Source organism: Photorhabdus tasmaniensis (assembly GCF_011189505.1).
In the GTDB taxonomy this organism is placed as follows: Bacteria; Pseudomonadota; Gammaproteobacteria; order Enterobacterales; family Enterobacteriaceae; genus Photorhabdus; species Photorhabdus tasmaniensis.
The window spans coordinates 19,199-44,123 of the sequence record NZ_PUJU01000024.1 but is presented as its reverse complement, the minus strand read 5'-3'; the positions used below and the strand labels follow the sequence as shown (position 1 = coordinate 44,123).

General features: G+C 48.7%; 9 protein-coding genes. 6 read left to right on the top strand and 3 right to left on the bottom strand.

The window, feature by feature from the left end; all coding sequences use genetic code 11:
* Positions 1-36 precede the first annotated feature (36 nt).
* Positions 37-10,914: a phototemtide A non-ribosomal peptide synthetase PttB gene (gene pttB, locus C5471_RS12695; protein WP_166295929.1), complete on the top strand. Its 10,878-nt coding sequence runs from the start codon at positions 37-39 to the stop codon at positions 10,912-10,914.
* A complete protein-coding gene (gene pttC, locus C5471_RS12690; protein ID WP_339959282.1) occupies positions 10,896-18,050 on the top strand; it encodes a phototemtide A non-ribosomal peptide synthetase PttC in 7,155 nt (2,384 codons plus the stop codon). Before pttB ends, pttC begins: the two co-directional genes overlap by 19 nt.
* A gap of 123 nt (positions 18,051-18,173) precedes the next feature.
* Here the strand turns inward: pttC and C5471_RS12685 are convergent, their stop codons facing one another.
* The gene (locus C5471_RS12685) at positions 18,174-19,637 is read right to left on the bottom strand and encodes an ArnT family glycosyltransferase (RefSeq protein WP_133814350.1); all 1,464 of its coding nucleotides are present in this window, start codon (positions 19,635-19,637) and stop codon (positions 18,174-18,176) included.
* A gap of 190 nt (positions 19,638-19,827) precedes the next feature.
* Here C5471_RS12685 and yihI point away from each other — a divergent pair, with 190 nt between their 5' ends.
* From yihI to C5471_RS25310, 4 genes are all read left to right on the top strand, one after another.
* Positions 19,828-20,340 carry a Der GTPase-activating protein YihI gene (gene yihI, locus C5471_RS12680; RefSeq protein ID WP_133814349.1) on the top strand — a complete coding sequence of 171 codons (513 nt, stop codon included), beginning with the start codon at positions 19,828-19,830 and terminating at the stop codon, positions 20,338-20,340.
* A gap of 193 nt (positions 20,341-20,533) precedes the next feature.
* Entirely contained in the window at positions 20,534-21,907 is a 1,374-nt protein-coding gene (gene hemN, locus C5471_RS12675; protein WP_133814347.1) for an oxygen-independent coproporphyrinogen III oxidase, read from the top strand.
* 43 nt (positions 21,908-21,950) lie between these two features.
* The gene (locus C5471_RS23985) at positions 21,951-22,250 is read left to right on the top strand and encodes a hypothetical protein (RefSeq protein WP_207627323.1); all 300 of its coding nucleotides are present in this window, start codon (positions 21,951-21,953) and stop codon (positions 22,248-22,250) included.
* The gene (locus C5471_RS25310) at positions 22,136-22,540 is read left to right on the top strand and encodes an IS200/IS605 family accessory protein TnpB-related protein (protein WP_422630921.1); all 405 of its coding nucleotides are present in this window, start codon (positions 22,136-22,138) and stop codon (positions 22,538-22,540) included. The genes C5471_RS23985 and C5471_RS25310 overlap by 115 nt, the downstream gene beginning before the upstream one ends.
* On the opposite strand, the gene malG is transcribed toward C5471_RS25310, so the two are convergent.
* Positions 22,457-23,347: a maltose ABC transporter permease MalG gene (malG, locus tag C5471_RS12665; RefSeq protein ID WP_133814346.1), complete on the bottom strand. Its 891-nt coding sequence runs from the start codon at positions 23,345-23,347 to the stop codon at positions 22,457-22,459. The genes C5471_RS25310 and malG overlap by 84 nt on opposite strands.
* Positions 23,348-23,359: 12 nt before the next feature.
* Positions 23,360-24,916, bottom strand: a complete 1,557-nt coding sequence (gene malF, locus C5471_RS12660) for a maltose ABC transporter permease MalF (protein ID WP_133814345.1) — start codon at positions 24,914-24,916, stop codon at positions 23,360-23,362.
* Positions 24,917-24,925 lie beyond the last annotated feature (9 nt).

The following is a 24,925-nucleotide window of genomic DNA, read 5'->3' as shown; positions in this document are numbered from 1 at the left end:
ATCCCTACAACATTTGTAGCTAAGGTAGAACTATATATGAATAAGGATGGGTATTGTAATTTAACATCTGCGCAGTTCGGGATTTGGTCATTCAACGAAATTATAGAAAATAAGTCAATAAATAATATAAGCGAATATTTTATAATTGATGGTGATATAAATGTTGAATATTTTTCTGAGGCGGTTAGAAAAACAGTAGAAGAAGCTGAGGCTTTACACTCTCGTTTTTATAAATTTGATAATTGTATTAAACAGAAGTTTTTCTCTATAAATAACTATGAACCAAAAATTATTGATTATAGCGATTTTCGAGAGGAGATTGCACTCCAGAAAGCTAAAAAATTCTTAATGACAAGAACGGAGCAATATTTTGATATTTGTGAGAATCTTCCATTCGAAATATCACTAATAAAAATAGCAGAAAATAAATTTTTGTATTTCCACTGTTATCATCATATAGTTATGGATGGTTTGGGGGCATCACTCATTATTCAACGTGTCATAAGTTTATATAACGCTTCTTTTATTGAGGGTTCTCCTCCTCCTTCACCATTTGGTAAATTTAAGGAACTTATTGATGGTGATATTGATTATCATAATTCTTCCAGATTTATTTGTGACCGTGATTACTGGTTAAATCTATTTGCTGATATTCCTACCCCTGCTAGCCTAGCGAATCGAATAGCTCCTCCTTTAAGAACTATAATACGTCATCGTGTGAGTTTGGGTTATGAATTAACTGACCTGCTGCATAAAAAATCAAAAGAAATGAATTGCACATTACCTAACTTGCTTATTGCCATAACTTGCGTTTACTTGCATCGCATGACGGGACTTTCTGAAGTCATAGTCGGTTTACCAGTAACAGGAAGGCTTGGAAGGAAAGAACGTATTATACCAGGATTGATGGCAAATATACTTCCAATGCGATTAATACTATCGCCAGATTTGAATTTGAAGACGGTTTTAGCCAGAGCAGCGAGACAAATCATGACGGTCTTACGTCATCAAAAATATAGATATGAAGATTTGTGTCGTGATTTAAAAATAATTAATAGTGGTGAATCATTATATCGAATAAGTATAAACGTTGAAAGCTTTGATAATGGTGGATATTTTCATCAAAGTAAAATACTACCTTGCAATATTGCAAATGGACCTGTTTCTGATCTCAACATTTTTTTCTTTGATTATAATAAAGAAGTTCCTTTGACCCTTGGATTTGATGCAAATAGTGAGTTGTATTCTCCAGAACAGTTGTCTGAACATACCTCTCGGATGTTGAAAGTTTTTTATGATTTGTTAACAAATCAAGATGCTACCATTGGTTCGTTGTTATTGCTAAATGATAATGAATATAGAAATTTAGAGATTATTAATAATAAAACTCTGGCATCAATCCCTTCGTTAACACTTGCTGATCACTTTGAAGATCAAGTAAAAAAATCCCCAAATAAATCAGCGTTATATTGTGATGATATTTCTTTAACTTACGCTCAACTTAATGAAAAATCAAACAAGCTAGGTCATTATTTATTAAGTCAACATTTTCTCCCTAATGACACCGTAGCGTTACTATTACCTCGGACCGTTGATTTAATTGTAGCATTGTTAGCTATATCGAAGATAGGTGCAACATATATACCGTTAGATCCTGATTATCCTGAAGAACGATTGAAATATATTATTGAAACCGCAAAACCGAAAATTGTATTGACGTCAATTAATGTTAATTTTAACTTTTGTTTAGATGCTCTTCGGATACAGTTAGATGATGTCAATATCTCCTTATTAGTCAATTCTCAATCAATTCACAACCCTATTAGAGTAGTCACTACGGCTAATCAAGCTGCGTATATCTTGTTTACATCAGGATCGACAGGGAATCCTAAGGGAGTAGTGATTACACACCATTCGCTTACTAATTTTCTTTACGCAATGCAAATGTCACTGCAAATAAAACCTAGCAACCGAATACTCGCTGTTACAACGATTGGTTTTGACATCGCAGGTTTGGAAATATTCTTACCATTAGTTAATGGCGCTTCAATAGCGTTAGCGTCTCATGACACTACACGGGATCCTAATCTATTGGCATCGGAAATCGTCCGAAATAACATAACTCATTTGCAAGGCACGCCCGCTTTGTGGCAAGGATTGGTTGAGTATCAGCCGAACTCACTGAGTAACCTCACCGCAATTGTTGGTGGTGATTCGTTGCCTAAAAATCTGGCTGAACGTATGGTGTCTCTAGCACATAGAGTCATTCAAGTTTATGGTCCTACTGAAACCACCATTTGGTCTACTTTACATGAACTGACGGTAAAGTCTGTGCAGCCAAATTCTATTGGTTTACCCATACTAAATACGCAGATCTATATCCTTGATACGGCTCTTCAGCCTGTGCCTGTAGGATATCCCGGAGAACTATATATAGCAGGTGATGGATTGGCTCTTGGCTATTTAGACCTCCCCGCGATGACCAGTGAGCGATTTGTCGCAAATCCTTTTGGAACCGCAGGGCAGCGTATGTATCGTACCGGCGATCTGGCTTGCTGGGGAAGTGACATGAATGTCAATTTCTTGGGGCGTGTCGATAATCAAGTAAAAATTCGTGGTTATCGAATTGAGTTGGGAGAAATTGAAAATACATTCCTGAAATCACCACTAATAAAGAGTGCGCTAGTAATTGCGTACGGAAAAGAAAGTATCAGCAACAAATATTTAGTAGCTTATGTTGTTTTGCGCAAACCCAATTCTTGCTCGTCGGAAGAATTAAATAAATGGTTGAGCAAACATCTACCTGACTATATGCTGCCAGCAGTTATTATGATAGTGGATAGTTTTCCACTGATGCCGAATGGTAAAATAGACCGCCACGCTTTGCTAGCACCGATATTCAAGTCAGGTGAGCGAGTTTTACCGGAATCATCCCAGGAAAAAATCTTATGCAAAATCTTTGAGGAGGTTTTAGGATTTGAGTCGATAGGTATTAATGATAGCTTCTTCAAGCTTGGTGGAAATTCTCTACTAGCAATACAGTTACTTATTCGTTTACGCATTCAGTTAAATATTGAATTACCTCTAAAAGCTATTTTTGAATCTCCAACGGTTAAAGAGCTTTCCAAGGTTATAGCTGACACAGACAAAAAATATTCTCTACGAGAAAAACTGACTCCTCAGCCGCGACCAAATATCTTGCCAATGTCATTTGCCCAACAACGTCTGTGGTTACAGGGACAGATTAATGAGAGCAGTGCATATAATATGCCTATGGCATTACGTATCTATGGTGAATTGGATACCATCGCACTTTCAGCAGCGCTGTCTGATGTAGTGAAACGGCATGAGAGTTTGCGTACTTATCTGACCCTACAGGATGATATACCATGCCAATATATTGTATCGACGGAAGAAATCTCGTTCTCATTGCATGTTCACGAGTTGGATGAGTCTCAAATTACAAAAGAGTTAACTCAGCAGGCTGGTTATATTTTCAGGCTTGATAAAGAATTGCCTATTAAAGCTTGGTTGTATCGGATAAAACCCGAGCAGCATATATTCTTGCTATTAATCCATCACACAGCGGGAGATGGTGGTTCTATCTCCCCCCTACTACATGATTTGAGCCATTACTATCAAGCTCACTTGAAAGGAGAAAATTCTTCACTGCCGCCTTTGCCAGTGCAATATGCAGATTACACATTATGGCAACATATATTACTATCTGATGAGCAAAAATCGGTAGGTTTGTATGCGGAACAAATGCATTACTGGTGTAACCAGCTAGCGTTATTACCAGAAGAGGTAACAATAGCTAGTGTGCAACCTAGACCCACGAAACCGAGTAGCAAAGGTGATTGCTATAAATTCTCAGTTCCTCCGGATATATATCAGGGTCTAAAACGTCTGGCTTTACAAGCGGAAGCCAGTCTGTTCATGGTTCTAAAAACAGCTCTTGCTGTGCTGCTTCATCGAATGGGGGCCGGTGATGATATATCGGTAGGCACTCCCGTTTTGGGCCGTACAGATGAAGCTCAAATGCCACTAATTGGGCTTTTTTCCAATACATTGGTATTACGTACCAACCTTTCTGATAATCCTGATTTTGTCTCCCTGATAGCACAGGTTCGTAAAACAGTACTTGATGCTTATATGCATCAGGATTTGCCTTTTGAGCAAATTGTCGAGTTTTTAACCCCACATCGTTCCGCGTCTAAGCACCCATTATTTCAAGTTATGATGGTACTGGAGGAGGAATTTTCGTTGGGCAATATCTTTTTGCCGTTACGTATTGAGCAACAGGAATTATTGACTAAAACGGCAAAGTTCGATCTCCTGTTTGTTTTCAAAGAGGATGCACAACAAGGCCTTTTAAAAGGACATATTGAATTTGCGACTGACCTATACGATACGCAAACCGTTGCGGGATTTGTAGACCGCTTCTTCAGTGTATTGAACATTATGGCAAACAGGCCCACTGAAAAAATTAGTGAAATTTGCCTGTTAAATCCGTTTGAACGTCAACAACTGCTCAAAACTTGGAACAATACGCTCGTAGAATTGCCAAACCTGTCGTTGGGTGTACTGTTTGAACAGCAGGCTGCCCGTTCACCAAACGCTATCGCTGTTAGCGAAGGCAGCAAAACGTTAACCTATGCTCAGTTGAATATCGCGGCCAATCGCCTTGCACATCGGTTACGCGAACTCACTGGGGCGGAAACATTTTGTGTCGGGTTGCTCATGGCGCATTCGATCGATCAGGTCATTGCCACGTTGGCGGTGATCAAGGCTGGGGCGGCCTATCTGCCATTGCGTGTCAGCGATCCTCTGGAACGGCAGCAAATGATGCTGGATGACGCAGGTGCAGCGGTATTGATTACCGATGTCGATCACCACCTGCCAACGGCGCGTTTTGTGATATGCAACGTGGCCGATTCTGCTGGGAAACGCTGGCCAAAAATCAACCCTGCAACCAACGCCGGACCTTCCAGCCTTGCTTACATTATGTATACCTCTGGGTCAACCGGTAAACCGAAAGGCATTGCGGTAAACCAGGAAAGCGTTATAGCGTTAGCCTGCGATCGCCGATGGTTGCCGGAAGATCATCAGCGTGTGCTGCTGCATTCCCCCGCTGCGTTTGATGCCTCGACCTACGAGTTTTGGGTGCCGCTATTGTGCGGTGGGCAATTAGTGGTGGTGCCAAAGGGTGAGCTGGATATCGATGTGCTGGCGCAGACCATCGCCAATGAAAAAATAACTGCTCTGTGGCTAACGGTTGGCCTGTTCCGGCTGATGGCGGAAGACCACGCCTCTTCCCTGACCAGTGTGCGCCTGTTACTCGCCGGTGGCGATGTATTGCCAAAATCCGCTATCGAAACCGTTATGCGACACTGTCCTGGGCTGGTAATAATGAACGGCTACGGGCCAACCGAAACCACCACCTTTGCAACAACTTATGTTATGCATAGCGTACCGGGCAGCGCTTCGGTGCCTATCGGTATGCCGTTGGACAATATGCAAGTGTATGTGCTTGATACCTACCTGCAACCCGTGCCTGTCGGCGTTTCTGGCGAGTTGTATATCGCTGGTACTGGGCTTGCGCGCGGCTACCTTAACCAGCTTGGCCTGACGGCATCACACTTTATCGCTAATCCTTTCGGCAGCAGTGGCGATCGCATGTACCGTTCTGGCGATTGGGTTCGTTGGCGGCAGGAAGGGATTCTGGAATACCTAAACCGCGGCGATCAGCAGGTCAAAATACGCGGTTTCCGCATTGAGCTTGCCGAGATAGAGGCGGCATTGCTGGAGCGGGAAGGCGTTGCCCAGGCGCTCGTGTGCATTTTCGAACCGCAAAAAGGAAATAAACAGCTGGCTGCATATGTCATTGCCGAAAAAACTGGACAGTGTGAACCAACATTGCTGCGACAAATGTTGAGCGCCCGGTTGCCAGACTTTATGGTGCCGGCAGTTGTGAGTGTAGTAGAGAGATTCCCGCTGACTGCCAACGGGAAAGTCGATATGCGCGTATTACCCGTTCCAGAATTCAACGTTGACCACGCACGCACGGCACGCAATGAGCAGGAAAGCAAACTGTGCCACTTGTTTGCCGAGGTCCTCGGTTTGTCCCAGGTTGGCATCGACGATAATTTCTTCGATCTGGGTGGTCATTCCCTGTTGGCATCGCGCTTTATCAGCCATGTTCGCAAAGCGCTAAAGGTGAACCTCAGCATCCGCGATTTGTTTGAAGCACCAACGGTAGCGCAGTTTGTGCAGCGCCTGGGGCAAGGGAGCACACTGCGCCCAGCGTTGCAGGTGAAACCAAGGCCAGAACGCCTGCCGTTGTCTGCGGCCCAGTCCCGGCTATGGATGGTTGACCGCATTGAAGGGGGTAAATCCCTTTATAACATGCCGTTGACGCTGGAGTTGCAGGGGGAATTGAACGTTCCTGCCATGGCAGCAGCGTTGAATGATGTGGTGGCACGCCATGAAAGCCTGCACACACGCTTTCAGGAGCTATCGGATGGTAACGTTTATCAGCAGATTGCCTACGGGGAAGACGCACAGTGCGAACTGACGCTGCACCACGTCCTTGCTGAGAATTTAGATGAAGAGGTGCTGGCAGCATCAGAATATATCTTTGATTTAGCGAATGAAAACCCCTGCCGGGCCTTGCTGTTCCATGTTGAACCGAACCATCATGTGCTTTTATTCCTGATGCACCACATCGCCAGCGACGGGGCATCGCTTGTTCCTCTGCTGCGTGATCTGGCGCTGGCGTATCATGCTCGATTGCAGGGGCAAGCGCCGAACTGGGCACCACTTCAGGTGCAATATGCCGATTACACTCTGTGGCAACACGAACTGTTGGGCGATCCCCGTGATACGGGCAGCCTGCAAAGTCACCAGTTGGCGTATTGGAGCAAAGTGCTGCATGGACTGCCGGAAGAGTTGCAGTTGCCAACCGACAGGCCACGGCCACAAAGTTCAAGCTATCAAGGCGGGCAATGGTGTTTTGAAGTTGATCCAGAGGTCTATGCACGCTTGCTTGAGTTAGCAAGGCAGCAGAATGCGAGCCTGTTTATGGTGTTGCAGGCGGCCTTGGCGGTGTTGTTGAGCCGGTTAGGCGCTGGTCATGACATTCCACTGGGTGTGGCTATTGCTGGCCGTACCGATGAAGCGTTGGAGCCTCTAATCGGCTTTTTCACCAATATATTGGTGTTGCGCACCGATGTTTCTGGAAATCCGACCTTTGATCAATTGCTGGCGCGCGTGCGCGATAGCGCATTGCAGGCATATGAACATCAGGATCTACCGTTTGAAAACCTGGTGGAAACGCTGAACCCAGAGCGTTCCTTGGCGCGCCATCCGCTGTTCCAGGTGATGTTGGTATTGCAAAACAACGCCAGTGGCGAGGTTCATTTTGATGGACTGAGCACCCGCGTTGGCACACCGCTGCTACCGGTGGCGAAGTTTGATTTGACCTTCAACTTTGAAGAAACGCCAACCTCATTAAACGGCATCTTTGAATATGCTACCGATCTGTTTGACGGCGAAACCGCTGAACGCCTGGCGGGCTATTTCGCCAATTTGCTGGCGGCCATCAGTTGCAATACATGCTGTAATATCAACGAGCTGGAGCTATTTAGCGCGCGCGAACGCCAGCAGATTGTCAACGAATGGAATAACACCACTCGGCAATTGCCAGCCAAGACGTTTGCCGAGCAATTCGAAGCCTTTGCCAAAGCAACGCCGGATGCGCCTGCCCTGCTAGGGGAAAGCGAACGGCTGACCTATAGCCAGTTGGATCAACGGGCTAACCGGTTGGCGAATCTGATGATGGAAAGGGGCATCGGCACAGAAAACATCATTGCCATCGCACTACCGCACTCGGTTGATCTGATCATCGCGCTGATTGCTACGCTGAAAACTGGCGCAGCATATTTACCGCTTGATCCTGATTATCCTCAGGAACGCCTGAATTATATGTTGGAACACTCGCAGCCTGCGCTGGTCATCACGGATTCTGCGTTCGTGCAAAGACTGGGGGCGCAGTATTCCAGCTTGCAGATTGACCAACCGGCGCTACATACGCAATTGGCCCAACAGCAAGCGGAAAGCATCACTTTGCCAAGGAAGTTGAGCATCGATAATGCGGCCTACATTATCTATACCTCTGGTTCTACCGGTTTGCCTAAAGGCGTTCTGGTGACGCACCGGGGTATCAGCAACCTGGTTGCCAGCATGGTCGAGCGATTACATGTCACGCAGCAAAGCCGCGTGTTGCAGTTTGCTTCACCGAGCTTCGATGCCTCGTTCTGGGATATCAATATGGGACTGTTAAGCGGTGCGGCGCTGGTCGTTGCAGGCCGTGATGCGTTGTCACCGGGGGAGCCGCTGTATGAACTGATGCTGGCCCAAGGCGTGACGCATGCCACGCTGCCGCCGGTGGGGTTGGCGGTTATGCCGCGTAAGCCATTGCCTGCGTTGGAAACGTTGGTGGTGGCGGGCGAAGCCTGCCAGCCGGAGCTGATCGACTATTGGGGCCAAGGGCGCCGGATGATCAATGCCTACGGGCCCAGTGAATCCACGGTCTGCGCCACCATGAGCCAACCGTTGGTGGCTGGAAAAGCGCCGCCTATCGGCACGCCAATCGTCAACATGCAGGTTTATGTTCTGGATGAGCGTTTGCAGCCGGTCGCGCCAGGGGTAAAAGGCGAGCTGTATATTGCAGGTGAAAGCCTGGCCCGTGGCTACGTGCGGCGCCCGGATTTAACAGCGGAACGCTTTGTGGCGAACCCGTTTGGCGTGGCAGGTAGCCGAATGTATCGCACCGGCGATGTCGCCTATTGGCAAGCCAATGGTGAGCTGATGTTTGCTGGGCGTGTGGATCATCAGGTCAAGATCAGAGGTTTCCGTATTGAACTGGGTGAAATTGAATCCCTGCTGCTGAGGCATCCTCAACTGAGCCAGGCCACGGTGATCGTGCGTGAAGATAAGCCGGGGCTTCGCCAACTGGTTGCTTACGTCGTGGTGAATGAAGGGGACGTTAATACCGCAGAACTACGCGAATATCTGCGTATCCATCTGCCGGAATATATGGTGCCTGTAGCCATCGTCATGCTGCCGGCAATTCCGGTTACGCCGAACGGTAAAGTCGATCGGCGTGCATTGCCGCAGCCTGATTTCTATCAGCCCCATCACCGTGGCCCGCGTAATACGCAAGAGCAACTGCTTTGCACGCTCTTTACCGATTTATTGGGCGTGGAACAGGTTGATATTGACGGCAGCTTCTTCGAAATGGGGGGCGATAGTATCACCGCGATACAGCTGGTCGCGCGTGCGCGCCAGGCTGGTTGGATATTCACACCACGTCAGGTCTTTGAGCACAAAACCGTTGCCTCCCTGGCCAGAAAAATGCAGGCGAACATTACCACGGTTGCTGAAACTCGGGTTAGCGCGGTAGGTGAATTACCCGTTACACCAATTATCCATTGGTTGATAGAAAACCCCGGCAACATCAACGGGTTCAGCCAGGCAACGTTGCTGCAAACGCCGGAGCATCTGGATGAGAAACAACTTAGGCAGATGCTGACGCTGCTGTTAGAGCAGCACGATGCCTTGCGCTTGGTGGCGAATCGCGCCACGAGCGGTGATGTCCTGCTGACCATTCCACCAATGATGGCAGACATCGTGGATGGTGCATTGAGCATTGTGGATTGCCAGGCGTTCACGCTGGCGGAACTGCAACGCTGCATCAAGGCAGAAAGCCAACGTGCAAAACAGCGCCTCGATCCGGCGGCGGGCAAAATGCTACAGGCGGTTTGGTTCCGTGCATCAGCCGGGCAGCCGGGCCGGCTGATGTTGGTACTTCACCACTTGGTGGTGGACGGTGTCTCTTGGCGTATTTTAGCGCCGGATTTGCAAAACATCTGGGCAGCCATGAGTGCGGGTAAAACGCCGGCGCTGTTGCCGGTTGGTACCTCTTTCCGTGCGTGGGCGTATCAATTGCAGCAAGAGGCCAATGCGCGGCGTAACGAACTGAATTACTGGCTAACGGTGCTGGCGAAGCCGGATACGTTGCTGACTTCCCGCCCGTTAGACGGGACGCAAGACACCGTTGCGGCCAGCGATTCACTGCGGCTCGAGTTACCGGCGGCGTTTACCCAACCGTTGCTGGGGACAATACCGGCGCTCTTCCATGCCGGTATCAACGACGTGCTACTCTGCGCCTTTGCTCTGGCCGTTAATGACTGGCGGCAAACTTCACAGACGGATGTCCTGCTGGATCTTGAAGGGCACGGGCGCGAAGAACTTCCCGGCACGGAGCTGTCGCGCACTGTTGGCTGGTTCACCAACATGTACCCTGTGCGGCTCGAACCGGGTGCTACGCAGCAGGCAGACCCTTATTCATTAGGTCATGCGCTAAAACGCATTAAAGAGCAGTTGCGCCAGGTGCCCGCGAACGGCCTTGGATATGGGTTGCTACGCTATCTGAATCCGCAAACACAGCAGGTTTTGTCACAGCAGCAGCAGGCCCAGATTGGCTTCAACTATCTGGGCCGCATGGCTGTGGGCGGCGATCGCGACTGGCAGGTGGCCGCGGAGGCGAATCTGCTGGATACAACGGCTGACAACAATTTTGCGCTTCCTCATGCGCTTTCACTCAATGCGTTGGTAGAAGAGCGGTCGGAAGGGCCGGTTCTGGTCTCCAACTGGTCATGGGCCAGAGCGCTGCACACTGAAGAGCGCATTAGAGTGTTGGGTAACCATTGGTTCCGTTGGCTAAAAGCAATGTCACAGCTTTCTACGGTGCCTGACGCGGGGGGATTCACACCATCGGACATCACGATGCTATCGCTTAAACAGAATAGCTTGGAAAAACTTCAAGCTAAGTGGAAGAAGAAAAAATAAATATGGAAATTAAAGAGATACTACCATTATCGCCATTACAGAAAGGTCTGTTGTTCCATATTCTGTACGATACCCAAGGCAGCGATGCATATCAGGTGCAGCAGGTTTTCCAGCTTGCTGGCGTTTTAGATAGACAAAAGCTGAAACTGGCCGTCACAACCTTACTGCAACGTCACCCGCACTTGTGCGCGGGATTTGAGTACGAAGACGTAGAAACGCCGGTACAACTGATCCTGGCGGGGTTACCGTTGCCGTGGCGTGAGGTAGATGTGAGTCATCTATCACCAGAGCAGCAACAGCCGGCATTCGCCGCGCTGTTACAGGCTGATTATGATGAGCGCTTTGATCCACACGATCCGCCGTTGCTGCGATTCACCCTGGTCAAATTGGCAGCGCAGCAGCATTATCTGGTCTTTACCAACCATCACCTGTTGCTGGATGGCTGGTCAATTCCTATTCTGCTGCAAGAGTTATGCACTCTGTATCTGGGCGATGTGCAAGGCAGCACCTTGCCGGCGATCACTCCCTATCGCAACTATCTGCAATGGATTATGGCGCGTGATGTTGATGAAATGCGAGCCGTGTGGCGCGAAACGCTAAGTGGCCTGGTGGCACCAACTTGCTTGGCAAAGGGGCGCACTACGGAAAATCTGCAACCGAATCTGTTGCATAAGCATCTGGATGCGGTATACACGCAGCGGCTGAACTTACGCGTCAAACAGCTTGGCGTGACGGCAAATACACTGATCCAAGCCGCATGGGGCGTACTGCTGGGCGGGATGACAGGGCGTAACGATGTGGTATTCGGCGTCACGGTTTCCGGCCGGCCGGGTGAATTACCCGGCGTGGAAAGCATCGTTGGGCTGCTAATCAATACCGTGCCATTACGCCTGACGTTCAGCCTGGCGGAGACGTTTACTACGCTTTTGCAGCGTCTACAGGCAGAGCAAACCCGGCTGCTTGATTACCAATATCTTGACCTGACAACCATCCAGTCGGATGCCGGTTACGGCGAGCTGTTTGATACCTTGATGGTGTTCGAGAACTACCCGCTCATAGAAGGCAGCAGTGGGCAATCTGATACCGCGCTGAACATCTCGCTAACGGTGCACCATGGCGGGGATGCCTCGCATTACCCGCTTGGGTTGGTGGCGGTTCCGGGTGAAACGCTAGCCCTGCGCTTCAGCTCATTGCCAGACTTGCTTGACGATCAAACGGTGGCAAATCTGGCTGAGCGCTTTATGCTGATACTGCATGCCATTATTGACGATCCGCAGACGATTATTGGCAGCGTACCGCTGCTGTTGGCGCAAGAAGTTCAGGCCATGGTTCAACCTTACCCTGTGCTGGCATCATTGCCAGCCGATACACTCCACGGAATGTTTGAAAAACGCGCGTGCGAAACGCCAGATGCGATTGCACTGAGCTTAGGCAACGATCGCCTGAGCTATAGCGAACTTAATCAGCGGGCCAATCAGTTGGCTCGTTATCTGGTGAACTGCGGCATTGGTGCGGAGGATATCGTGGCATTGGCGTTGCCACGTTCGATGGAGACACTGATTGCGCTGTTAGCCGTATTAAAAACTGGCGCTGCATATTTACCTCTGGATCTCCATAACCCTGCCGAACGGCTTAGTTTTATCGTGTCAGATGCCAAACCGACGCTTATCATCACCAACGCAGAAAATGCCGGCACGTTAAGCGGCTCCACGTCTGATTTGGTGGTTGATATGCCTGAATATCAGCAGCGTCTGGCACCGTTCAGCAAACGGGACCTTCAACCCGATGAACTTTTACGCCCAGTTAGTACGGCAAACCTGGCCTATATCATTTACACCTCTGGCTCTACGGGGAACCCGAAAGGGGGGCTGATCCCGCACGAAAACGTGTTACGGCTCTTTACAGCAACGCAATCGTGGTTCAATTTCGGCCGTAATGACGTCTGGACCCTGTTCCATTCGTATGCTTTTGATTTTTCAGTGTGGGAAATCTGGGGACCATTGTTATATGGTGGCCGGCTGGTCATCGTACCGTTTATGGTGAGCCGCGATCCTCAAGCATTCCTCAAACTACTGAGCGAAGAGAAAGTCACGGTATTAAACCAGACGCCCTCTGCCTTCTATCAATTGATAGAAGCGGATCAAAACGATCGCGAGAAGAAATATCCACTGGCGCTGCGCAAAGTGGTATTCGGTGGGGAAGCGCTAGATCTTAGCCAGCTTGAACGTTGGTACCAACGCCACGATTCGGCAGCGCCTGAATTAATCAACATGTATGGCATTACCGAAACAACCGTGCACGTCAGCTATCAGGCGCTGACCCCGGCAATGATGCGCAGCCAATCCGGCAGCCCGATTGGCGTTGGGATCACCGATCTGCGTATCTATGTGTTGGATAACGCTTTACGCCACGTTCCTATAGGTGTTGAAGGGGAAATGTACATTGCTGGTGCCGGGCTGGCACGCGGTTACTTGAACCGCTCGGGGTTAAGTGCCGAGCGCTTTGTCGCCGACCCGTATGGTGAACCGGGTTCCCGTATGTACCGTTCGGGAGATTTGGCCTTCAGATCACCAGAAGGCGGGCTGATTTATATAGGTCGAGCCGATCAGCAGGTGAAACTACGAGGTTTCCGCATTGAGCTGGGGGAAATTGAAGCGGCTCTGGCGGATGACCCGCAGGTCACCCAAGCCGTGGTGCTAATGCGTAAAGATCAGCCTGGCAATCCACAATTGGTGGGGTATATCACCAGCGATAGTGACGCCTCTATTGACACGGCGGCACTGTACCACCGCGTGGCGGCAAAACTCCCTGACTATATGGTACCTACGGCCATCCTTCAGATTGAGCGTTTCCCTTTGACGGTCAATGGGAAACTGGATAAACGCGCATTACCGGCACCAGACTTCAACCATGGTGGCAGACGGCGTCAGCCGCGCACGGCGCAGGAAGAAATTCTGATAGGGTTGTTTGCCGAGGTGCTGGGGCTAGAAACGGTAAGCATGGACGACAACTTCTTTGCGTTGGGCGGCCACTCGCTGTTAGTGATGCGCCTGATTAGCCGCGTATCCAGCACATTAGCCATTGAGTTGCCGATCCGCACACTGTTTGATTACCCAACCGTGGCACAGTTTGCCGAGCAGTTGGCGATAAAGGGCACTCAACGCCGTGAAATGCTCACGCGCCAGGCTCGTGAGGAATATTTACCCCTCTCCTTTGCCCAGCAGCGAATGTGGCTGTTGGATAACATTGGCAACGATCATGCAGCGTATAATATGCCGCTTGCTCTGAAGCTGAATGGGCCGCTCAATGATGAAGCATTGCGCCAGGCATTGGGCGATCTGGTACAGCGCCATGAAGTTCTGCGTACGCTATATCCTCTGCATCTTGATCAGCCTTATCAGCATATTCTAGTGCCTGATAGCGTGGTGCCGTCTCTGATCATCGGCAATGTGACGCAGGAGGAGCTGCCGGAAAGCATCGACAAGGCCGCCGCCTGGCAGTTCGATCTGGCAAATGATTTACCGCTGCGTGGGTGGCTGTTCCACTTACCGGCCCAGAACGAACATGTGCTGCTGCTGGTCATTCACCACATTGCCTGTGACGGCGGTTCGTTAGGGCCAATGCTGCACGATCTATCTTTGGCCTATCAAGCGCGCTGTGCGGGTCAGGAAGTAAAGTGGGCGCCATTAACCGTGCAATACGCCGACTATGCGTTATGGCAGCGCCAACTATTGGAGGATGTGCAGGATGCCTCCACACGCGGCGCACAACAAATCGAATTTTGGCGTAGCGCATTGGCAGGATCGCCCCAGGAAACTTATTTACCTACCGATCGCCCGCGTCCATCCGTACCGAGCCAACAAGGTGCTCGGGTCAGCTATGCGATTGACCAAGCGCTTTATGGCCGTCTGAAAAAACTGGCGCGTGATGAGGGCGTAACGCCATTTATGTTGCTACAAACCGGGGTCGCCGTCATGCTTAGTCGGATGGGGGCTGGTGATGATATTACGTTGGGCACAGGCGTTGCTGGGCGAGCCGACGAGGCCATGGCCAATTTGATTGGTTTCTTTGTCAATACGCTGGTGCTGAGAGTAAATTGCGCGGGTAATCCTGAATTTAATCAGTTGATTGCTAGCGTGCGTGAGTTCATGCTTTCTGCTTATGCAAATCAGGATGTGCCCTTTGATCGGGTGGTAGAAGCGCTTAACCCTGAGCGTTCTGCCTCACGACATCCGTTGTTCCAGGTAATGTTGGTATTGCAAAATAACGGCGAAAACACCCGACAATTTGCCAATTTGCAGGCAAAGCCGCAACCGGTTGGTTTTGTCCCTGCCAAATTCGATCTGACGTTCAATTTTGATGAAGTCTATAGTGATGATGGCGAGGTGTGTGCACTTAATGCCCAGATTGAGTATGCCGTCGATTTGTTTGATCGCGATACGGTGGCGGCGCTTGCGCAATACCTTGTTCGATTGCTGTCGTTCATTGCAGAAGAACCAGACACACCAGTGGCGAATATTCCACTGTTAACAGCCGAGCAGCAATGCAAAATGGTAACCGAGTGGAATGCCACGGAACAGAAAGTGCCGATAGCGTCGCTGGCCAGCTTGTTTGAAAAACAGGCGGCAGCGGCACCAGAACATATTGCTCTGAGCTGTGGTGATAAGCAACTTACCTATGCACAACTGAACGCGTGCGCAAATGATTTGGCACAACGCCTGCGACAGCTTGGCGTGAAAGCGGAACATGGCGTTGCATTGTTGATGGAGCGCTCGCCGTCGCTCGCGATCGCCATATTGGCGGTAATTAAGGCCGGAGGGTTCTATGTGCCGCTGCGTACCAGCGATCCATTGGAACGCTGGCAGCATATAGTGGATCAAGTCGGGGTGCAGATTGCGTTGGTGGATGATGCACATAGCCATGTGGTTTTGCCCGCTGGTTTACAGGTGGAAACCGTAGGCAACGCCAGTACCCAGAACACTGTTGCGTGGGTCAGCGAGCCGGTAAGCGCCCAGAATCTGGCCTACGTGATGTTTACCTCAGGCTCCACGGGGCAGCCCAAAGGGATCGCCACCACGCAAGATAACGTCATTACCCTGGCTCTCGATCGGCGCTGGCGCAGCGAACATCACCAGCGTGTTCTGTTGCATTCCCCCTACGCATTTGATGCCTCAACCTATGAGCTGTGGGCCACTCTGCTTAACGGCCATCAGGCCGTCATCGTACCGGACGACGATCTCGATCTGGATCTGTTGACATCGACCATCGTTGCGCAACAGGTAACCGCCGCATTTCTGACATCAGGGCTATTTAGGCTGATTGCGGAAGAACATCCGCAATGCCTAGGTTCTTTGCAGAAGGTATTCACCGGTGGTGAAAAGATATCTGCCAGCGCGGTGCAGGCGGTGCGGGAACATTGGCCCAATCTTGAATTGATGAATATCTATGGCCCAACGGAAACCACTACCTATGCCACGGATTACCCCATCACCAAAACAGATGCTCCTTATCTGGACGTTCCTATTGGCGCCGCTTTGGATAATACTAGCCTCTATGTATTAGATGAATTTTTACAGCCGGTACCCGTTGGCGCACCAGGAGAACTATACATTGCCGGCCGTGGCTTGGCGCGTGGCTATCTTAAGCGTCCGGGGCAAAGTGCGGCACACTTTATCGCCGATCCCTTCGGGCCTGCGGGCAGCCGCATGTACCGCACCGGGGACGTGGTGAAATGGCGGCGTGATGGCGTGCTCAACTTTGTTGGCCGCCGCGATCAGCAGGTGAAAATTCGTGGTTTTCGTATTGAACCTGGGGAAATTGAAGTCGTGCTGAAACAGCACACCGCCGTGCAGCAAGCGGTGGTCATTCCGCGTGAGGATCATTCGGGCAATAAACAATTGGTCGCTTATGTGGTGCCCTTTGCAAGCCACGAAGATCTACCGGTGTTACTGCAACAGCATGCGCGTGAGTATTTACCTGATTTTATGGTGCCTACTGTGGTCATGCTGCTGACAGAACTGCCATTAAACGCCAACGGCAAGTTGGATATTGTCGCGTTGCCACACCTAAACTTCGGTTCGCGGCAAGGACGCCAACCACAGACTGAAAGCGAGAAATGGCTTTACGCGCAGTTCTGCGAGCTATTGAGTGTTGGACACATCAGCATTGATGACAGCTTCTTCGCACTGGGAGGGCATTCACTGCTGGCAGCACGGCTGATTGCGCGTATCGAAAAAGAATTGGATGAGAAGCTGACTATTCGTGACCTGTTTGAATCGCCCACTGTTGCACTGCTGGCGCGGCGTCTTGAAAGCAACTCGTGTGGCAATATTCTGGACGTCATGCTGCCATTGCAACCGGCTGGCGAAAAAACGCCGTTGTTCTGTTTACACCCCGGGGGAGGATTGAGTTGGTCTTATGCGGGGCTGATCCCGTATCTGGGCGAGCAGCAACCTCTTTATGGCATTCAGGCACGCAGGTTGAGCACCGGCCTTGTACCAACATCGATTTATGACATGGCGAAAAATTATCTGGCAGATATTTATAAGATCCAGCCAGAGGGGCCTTATTCATTGCTGGGCTGGTCTTTCGGTTGCCATCTCGCGCATGAAATAGCCACCTTGCTGCAAAAGGATAATAAAGCGGTCAATGTCCTGATCTTTATGGATGGTTATCCATTGTGGAAGACTTACAGAGACATGGTACGCACCGATCGGGAAAGCCTGCGTGCAATGTTTGAGGCATTTACCGGTTCGGCACCTGAAAACGAGCAGCAGTTTAGCGTGGCTGGCTTGAAAAAACGGCTGTCTGAGATCGAGCATCCATTAGCAAGCCTTGATCAGAATATTTTCGAACGTATTCTTGCCGAGTTCCGAGATGCACCGCATTTACTCAGCGAATTTTCACCCAGCCAGTTCCAAGGTGACCTCGTATTCTTTAGGGCACTACAAAGCCATAGCGAAGCCGATAATGTTAATTACGATCCGCACTTATGGGGGGAGTATGTTGAAGGAAACATCGCCTTGTATGATATTAATTGTTCCCACGATAGTATGTTAAGTGAAGGCCCACTTAAAGAGATTGGGCCAATACTTCAACAACGATTTGGCATTCTTACAGACAGCAGCGTTGAGTAAGGTTTTCCGACAAAGAACAACATTACATATAACTCTGTAGACAATACTGTATATTGCCATTATGTTAAAGGCGTATGAAATGTTGAAAGCCTGTTAAATCAGGCTTTCAAATTTCAGAGAAAACTACTGATATTTTTCCGGTGACACAAAACCTACGCAGATCAGTATTGGTTTCGTTTCAGGTTCAGGCTGGAAAAGAAACTCCTCAGTGCTGTTTATTTTCAGCTTCGGCCAGTCTTGCAGAACATGGTGAAAATCTTCCTGTTCACAGGTTTTACCTTTTCCTCCGATCAAAATAGCGCCGTCGCGTACAATATCACTTGCTTTAACATGGCGGTTATAGACATTTGGCGCTTGCCCTTCCAACGTCCAAGGTTGGATCGTATCTGGTTGACTTGGTGCGTAGAAAGTTAGCCACTGATGCAAGTATTCGCCCCCGACATAATGTAAAGGTGTTGAATAGAGCTCATGCCAGCGTTGATCTAGTTGCCAGGAAAAATCTTTGATACCTTCAAATTCATGTCCGGCACCACGGACATTAGCGGCCATAACAAAAACATATCCCATCAAAACCAATACGGCGGTGACTGCCAATCCGCGCAGGGTGCTGAGTAATGATTTTTGTGGAAAACGGGTGATAGAACCGACAAACAGCGCTGACGAAACAGACATAAAGGGCTGCAACCATTCAGTCATTCTTCCGCCCTCATTGAATGAGAACCAGCAATAGATAATCAGTAATGGCAACAGAATAACCATGTTTGCCAGTCGGCTCGGTTGCTCTTTTGGCCAGCCAATACGGCCTCCAAGAGTGTAGATAATGATGCCAACAATAATCAGTGGATAAAACACGGATAATAACGATCTGGTAGTATGCAGATTAAAACCGCGATCAATCTGTGAATCTACCCATTTGAAGGCAGCAAAATCATTGTTCCACAACCACCAAACATTAGGCAGCACCAGCATAAACCAGATAACCAGGGCGATATAGAGAGCCGGTTGGCGGTAACATTGACGAACTTTGGGTACAAACAATGTCAGTAGAAAAACCGAACCAACCAGTGCCAGGGAGGAGTATTTCCCCATCGTTGCCAGCCCGGAACTGAGTGCAAATGCTATCCACCAGTATGGGTTGTCATACACTGCCCGCAAAAAGAACAGCATAGTCCACGGCCATAGCATGATCAGTAGATAATTATCATTGTAAGGAATAATATCAAAATTAATAATACCGGATAGGTTCAATATCAGCATGGCAAGCCATGCCAGCTCTTTTTTCCCTGTCAGCCGGAACGCCAGATGCCATACACCCAGCATACCAATAGCGATAGCGATAAAGTGTATGAAGTACCAGTAAAAACTTAATGAAATACCGCTTATATGGATAGCAGGCAGCATCATTGCGCCCACCAGCCACGGATTTTTAGGTGATCCCCATTCTCCGTTTTTACCCCAGTTCAATGCTTCTACGGCATCATAGGGGACAGTTGGATCAAATGAATAACCCACGATAATCCACAACAAAGCATAACTAATTACCCATAAATAGACGGGCTTGTAGGAAGAGGTATCAGAAAAAAGCATATCAATTCATCACTTATTGAAAGCCAAGATTAATAGAATATTCGCTGATGGTTAAACCAATCATGAATAATAAAGGACTTTGGCTAGATTTTTAAAGAGAAAGAATTATCTGTGGCGCTTTTCTATACGTGTGGTTTCTGCTAGATTCCGCCGCAGCAATCCCCTGATAAACTAAACTGAGTAACGGGCTATGAACCAGTTAAAGAAAAAAGCACCGGCGAAAGCATCTGCTGGTAAACAGAAAAGAAAGAGCCGCGAAGAATTGAATGCGGAAGGGCGTGAGCGTAAGCGCCAGAAAAAGCACAGTGGTAATCCGGCAGGTAGCCGTCATAAGGAACAAAGCAGCGACAAACATCAAGCAGGCAGGGAGCAGCGTGATCCACGTCTTGGCAGTAAAGTGCTTGTTCCACTGATTGTCGGAGAGACATCGGTGAAACCCGTGGCGGTCAAAGCTAAAGCTGAGACAAAACCGCGTCTGTCGCCACAGGAAGAGCTGGCAATGCTGGAAAACGATGACCGTTTGGATGCATTGTTGGAACGTCTGGAAAATGGCGAAAAACTGTCTGAAGAAGATAATGTTTATGTTGACGCTACACTAGATCGCATTGATGCCCTGATGGAAGAGCTGGGGATTGATCTAGGTGAGGAAGAAGGCGAAGAAGAGAAACCAGATGACATTATGCAACTGCTGAAAGGCAATTAATTTAATCCTCCATGATCAAAGGCGGATTAACCCTTATAACCACACTGTTAGTATGTTATCTGCTGTGGTTATTGGGTAAACTATGGCGATTGTCGCGGCGTAAAATCCGGCTGCGCGGAGTCACCACGGCGCAACACATCAAACAATTGCAAGCGTTGCGTTTTGGTAGACAGGAACATCGGAAGGAATAAGAATGTCTGAGCAAGCCATAGTTTGGGATCTGCCTTTGATCCAGAAATACAATTACTCCGGCCCCCGTTATACTTCATACCCTACGGCGTTGGAATTCAATCAACAGTATGATAATGCAGCATTTATACAGGCGGCTGCCTGTTACCCTGAACGATCGCTTTCTCTCTACGTCCATATCCCATTTTGCCATAAACTCTGTTATTTCTGTGGTTGCAATAAATTGGTGACTCGCCAGAAGCATAAAGCAGATGAATATTTGCAATTACTTGAACGTGAAATCCGTGAGCGTTCGAAACTGTTTTCTGGCCGTAACGTTAGCCAGATGCATTGGGGTGGTGGTACGCCAACCTATCTTGATAAAAACCAAATCAGTAAATTGATGGGCATGTTGCGTCACCATTTTAATTTTTTGCCGGATGCTGAAATTTCTATTGAAATCGATCCGCGTGAAATTGAACTGGATGTGATTAATCACCTGCGCAGTGAAGGTTTTAACCGTCTGAGCATGGGAGTGCAGGATTTTAATAAAGAAGTACAGCATCTGGTTAATCGAGAACAGGATGAAGATGTTATCTTTGCTCTGGTAACACGAGCCCGTGAAACCGGTTTCAATTCCACCAGTATTGACCTGATTTATGGCTTGCCGAAACAGACACCTGAAAGTTTTGCTTTCACTTTGAAACGAGTATTAGCGTTATCACCGGACAGAATGAGTGTTTTCAATTATGCTCATTTACCGAATTTGTTTGCCGCCCAACGTAAAATTAAAGAGCATGATTTACCAAGTGCCGAACAAAAGTTAGATATTTTGCAAGAAACCATTGCAACACTGACGGGAAATGGTTACCAGTTTATTGGCATGGACCATTTTGCGCGCCCGGATGATGAACTGGCGGTAGCTCAGAGGGAAGGGAGGTTGCACCGCAATTTTCAGGGTTATACCACTCAGGAAGAGTGTGATCTTCTGGGAATAGGCGTTTCTGCTATCAGCATGTTGGGCGATAGCTATTCTCAGAACCAGAAAGAGTTAAAAACCTACTATGCGCAGGTCGAAAAACAGGGGCATGCCCTGTGGCGTGGTTTAACCCTGTCTCAGGATGATTGTATCCGTCGTGATGTAATTAAAGCGCTGATCTGTAATTTCCGGCTAAATTTTGCTGATATTGAGCAACAATATAATCTGAGTTTTACCAAGTATTTCGCGGAAGATTTGCAATTATTGGCACCATTGGTTGACGATGGGCTGGTGGAAATGGATGAAAAACAGATCCGGGTGACACCACGGGGCCGATTGCTTATCCGTAACATCTGTATGTGCTTTGATATTTACCTGCGCCAGCAGGTCCGCCAGCGACAGTTTTCGAGAGTAATTTGATTATTCAAGTGACTGCTCACTTAACGGTCGCGCTCATATCCCGATGATATTCGGGGCACATCAGCGCCGCATTCTGGACGCCGGTCAGCCCAAAGAAGCTGAACTGATCTGCCGTAAAGGTATCCGGTTTTTCAACCTCGTTGTAGAACAGACAGAATGCTCGTCCGTTGTTTCCGACAAAACACTGGGTGTTGATATTGGGGAAAATAATCTCGCCGCCCACAGTCTATGGCAGGTTTTTTGGCGGCGAGCAACTGCGAGAACAGCGCGCCCGTCACCTTGCCCACCAATGGCAGCCAAAGTGCAAAACAAAAGCTGCGGCAGGTCTCTGGCAAGGAGATGAGACGGGTAAAACAGATAAATCATGAAACGAGTCAAGCTATCGTAGCCGCCGTCACCGAAGCCGGAGTGGGGATAATCGTTCTCGAAAATCTGACCCATATTCGAGCGCGAATAAAAGCCGGAAAACGACTCAGGGCAAGATTGCACCGTTGGCGTGGCGGCAACTACAAACGTTTGTGGAATACAAGGTCCAGGCGGCAGGCATTATCAGCCTTTTACTCCTCCCGCTGTCAAACCACTGACCAGCCAACGCTGAGCAACCAGGAAGACTATGGTAATCGGGAGCGCTGAGAGTACCGCAGCGGCGGCAAAATCGCCCCAGAGATAGTTCTGTGGGTTAAGGTATTGTTGCATCCCCACAGCCAAAGTGTAATTGTTCACATCTCTAAGAAGCAGTGAAGCAACCGGCACTTCCGTAATCACACCAATGAAGGAAAGAATGAACACGACGGCCAGAATCGGTACAGAGAGCGGTAGCAATACCATACGGAACGCCTGCCATGGTGTCGCACCATCAAGCGCAGCAGCCTCTTCCAGAGAGCCGTCAATGGTTTCGAAGTAACCTTTAATCGTCCAGACATGCAACGCAATGCCACCTAGATAAGCAAAGATAACGCCGCCGTGGGTATTGAGGCCCATAAACGGTAAGTACTCCCCCAACCGGTCAAACAAGGCATATAACGCCACTAAGGAAAGAACCGCCGGGAACATCTGAAAAATCAACATGCCTTTCAGTAAAGCACTTTTACCGCGAAAACGCATACGGGCAAAGGCATAAGCGCAGGTGGTCGATAACGTAACGATACCTACAGCGGTAATAAAGGCAACCTTAATAGAGTTCCAAAGCCATAGCAAAACCGGGAAAGGTGGCGGAGTGACGCGACCATCCGGTGATACCACACTGTAGCCGAGCGACAATTTCCAGTGCTCCCAAGAGATACTTTCCGGGATCAGACTACCAGTGGCAAAATTCCCTGGCCGCAGGGAGATGGTAATAACCATCAGCATCGGGAACAAAATTATGGCAATAAAGGTTAACATCAACAAATGTGTCGCCAACAAACGCCATTTCTGCGATTTGGATTGAATCATCGCCATTGTATTCCCTCCTTAGTCAAATTTAATGCGGGTGGTTTTTAGATTAATAATGGCCAGTGCGCCAACCAGCAAAAAGATAACGGTGGCAATCGCCGCAGCCAGGCCAAAATCCTGACCACCCCCCCCTTCGAAAGCAATACGATAGGTATAGCTCACCAGTAAATCGGTATAGCCCGCCGGCGTCGTAGTGCCAATGTGATCCGGCCGGCCATAAGTCAACAACTGAATCAGAACAAAGTTGTTGAAGTTAAAAGCGAAACTGGCAATCATCAGCGGCATCAACGGTTTAATCAGCAGCGGGAAGGTAATCTTAAAAAAGTTCTGAAACGGGCCTGCACCATCCATCGCTGATGCTTCATACAGATCATCCGGTATTGCTTTCAACAACCCCATGCAGAGAATCATCATATAGGGATACCCCAACCAGGTATTCACCACAATCAGCATGGTTCGCGCCAATGTCGGATCGGTAAACCAAGCGGGCTTAAGACCGAACAAACCGTTAAGCAACAGGTTGATCTCACCAAAACTCTGGTTAAATAACCCTTTGAAAATCAAAATAGAAATAAACGATGGCACGGCATACGGCAAGATTAACAGCACGCGATAAACAGCACGGCCCTTCAATGCTTCCCACTGCACGATACAGGCCAGAACCATGCCGACAGCAACAGTCAACACCACAGTGAACAGAGCAAACACAACCGTCCAAACAAAAATAGAGAGAAACGGCTTCTGAATACCTTCATCCTGTATCACACGCAGGAAATTTTTCCAGCCAATGGAAACAGTAAATCCCGGCGTTAACGTCTCATTTCCCCATTGTCCCTCAGCATTAACAGACTGATAGAAACCGGTATCGGTATTAGGACGGTAAAGCGTGCCTGTTTGATTGTTAGTAAGAGCCTTGCCATCTTCCCCAAGAGAGTATTGAGGATGTACACCAGAGAATTGACGAAGCGAACTCATTCTTAGTAACTGACCATCCGGTAAAACAGCAACCAACTGATTCAGCGCTTGTCGATTCTGGGTAATAATACGCAATGTCGCCGCTTCACCGCTCTGAGCGGTATCCTGTTCATACAAACGTAAAGTCGTTTCTTCCGTTACTGACAGAGAAAACGGCTCCGATACCAGTTGCTTAGTCTGACCCGGCGCATCCAATGCCAGAATCCATAGATCGGATTTTGGATAGAGCCTGAAAGTGAATGTTTGCCCTGACTGATACTGACGGCTCATCAGGACAGATTGCGCACGATCAAAAGTCAGTTGATTAGTACTGCTATAGTTGGTAAAGGCAATGGCAATGGTGCAAATGAGCGGAAACAACACAAACAGCCCCATTCCCGCTATACCTGGATAAACATAGCGCCAAGCATAAGTATTACGGTTAGCGAAAACGTAAATCCCCGTTCCCAACAATACCAGTGTCAGCATTGCAAACAGATACTCTCCCTGAGAATACATCAATACCACCAAATAACCGGTAAAGAGTATACACAGGCTCACTGCAAACCATTTCAGAGCAGAACTCTGCCACCATGATGTTTCTTTGAGCGTCGCTGACATAATGTTCTT

Excerpts from the sequence above, each read along its gene's own strand:
- yihI (WP_133814349.1), top strand. The coding sequence starts at position 19,828 with ATGAACCAGTTAAAGAAAAAAGCACCGGCGAAAGCATCTGCTGGTAAA.
- pttB (WP_166295929.1), top strand. The coding sequence starts at position 37 with ATGAATAAGGATGGGTATTGTAATTTAACATCTGCGCAGTTCGGGATT.
- C5471_RS23985 (WP_207627323.1), top strand. The coding sequence starts at position 21,951 with ATGATATTCGGGGCACATCAGCGCCGCATTCTGGACGCCGGTCAGCCC.
- C5471_RS25310 (WP_422630921.1), top strand. The coding sequence starts at position 22,136 with ATGGCAGGTTTTTTGGCGGCGAGCAACTGCGAGAACAGCGCGCCCGTC.
- malF (WP_133814345.1), bottom strand. The coding sequence starts at position 24,916 with ATGTCAGCGACGCTCAAAGAAACATCATGGTGGCAGAGTTCTGCTCTG.
- C5471_RS12685 (WP_133814350.1), bottom strand. The coding sequence starts at position 19,637 with ATGCTTTTTTCTGATACCTCTTCCTACAAGCCCGTCTATTTATGGGTA.
- hemN (WP_133814347.1), top strand. The coding sequence starts at position 20,534 with ATGTCTGAGCAAGCCATAGTTTGGGATCTGCCTTTGATCCAGAAATAC.
- malG (WP_133814346.1), bottom strand. The coding sequence starts at position 23,347 with ATGGCGATGATTCAATCCAAATCGCAGAAATGGCGTTTGTTGGCGACA.